Genomic DNA, 1,279 nt, shown 5'->3' with positions numbered 1-1,279 from the left:
TAGTAGTAAGTTCCGCCTTCTAAATTCTCAATGCGTCCCGGTTTGACATAGATATAAGTCTGTACAGGATAGAGATGACCCGCCGAAGGATAGCGATATTTGGGCAGGGTAAAACCTTCCAACTGAAGGGGACGCAGGCAATTCAACAGGTTAGCAAAGTCAGTCAAAGGCAGAGGATCTGGGAGATATTGACGATAGCTTTGACGCTGGAGGTAGACATCGTGCTGTACTTCTTCGCAAGCGGGTAATTCGATCTCTGCATTGCCTTCGAGAGTGCGAATTCCCTGTTGTTTGAGGCGAAACTCCAAACGGTCTAAGGGATCGAGAACGAGATTGCTGGTAGTGGTTTCGAGGTTTGGTTGAGAGAGGGTAGTATCGCTAACAATATAAGCCACCAGTTGTTCTTTGCTTTGGCGATCGCCCACCGAAGTCACGATCGCCTGCCGAACGCGAGGATGTTGAGCGATCGCGCTTTCAACTTCTCCGGCTTCGATACGATAGCCGCGAATCTTGAGTTGGAAGTCTTCTCGTCCCAAAAACTCGATCTTACCATCGGGGAGATAGCGTCCTAAGTCCCCCGTGCGATAAAGGCGTTCTCCGGTTTCGGGATGAACGATAAAGCTGGCTGCGGTTTTTTCCGCGTCTTTCCAGTAACCTTCGGCTAAACCAACACCGCCGATGTAGAGTTGTCCTGTGACCCAAAGCGGACAAGGTTCCAGGTGTGGGTTGAGAACGTAGAAATGTTGATTTTGTAACGGGCGACCGTAGGGAATGCTTGTCCAAACGGGATCGATCTCTTCGATGGGATAATAAATCGACCAGATCGAAGCTTCCGTAGCACCTCCCAAACTGATTATTTTGGCTTCAGGAGCGATAGCTTTAATTTGTTCGGGTAAAGTAAGGGGCAACCAATCGCCACTCAGCAGTACCGCACGCAGGGAAGTCGGCTGCAATTGGGGACGAGAGGTAACGTAATCGACAAATAGCTGCATTAACGCGGGAACCGAATTCCACACTGTTACCCGATCGCGTTTCACCAGTTCAGCCCAGTGAGCGGGATCTTTCGCTAATTCTGCTTCGGGAATAACTAAAGTTGCCCCAGTTGCTAATGTGCCGAAAATATCGTAGACCGAGAGGTCAAAACTCAACGAAGAGAGGGCGAGAACGCGATCCTCAGAACTCACTTGCAAGCGTTGATTGAGATCGGCAACGGTATTTAATGCCCCGCGATGGGCAATCGCGACTCCTTTGGGCTTGCCCGTCGAGCCGGAGGTATAAA

At 50.2% G+C, this 1,279-nt stretch carries 1 protein-coding gene; it reads right to left on the bottom strand.

What is annotated here, in order from left to right; translation table 11 throughout:
* Positions 1–1,279: amino acid adenylation domain-containing protein (locus tag G3T18_RS24555; RefSeq protein WP_224413226.1), on the bottom strand; the 1,279-nt coding region annotated here is incomplete at both ends.

It is taken from the genome of Oscillatoria salina IIICB1 (assembly GCF_020144665.1).
Taxonomy (GTDB): Bacteria; Cyanobacteriota; Cyanobacteriia; order Cyanobacteriales; family SIO1D9; genus IIICB1.
The sequence above is the reverse complement of the archived record's forward strand: the minus strand, read 5'-3'. Positions and strand labels throughout refer to the sequence as shown.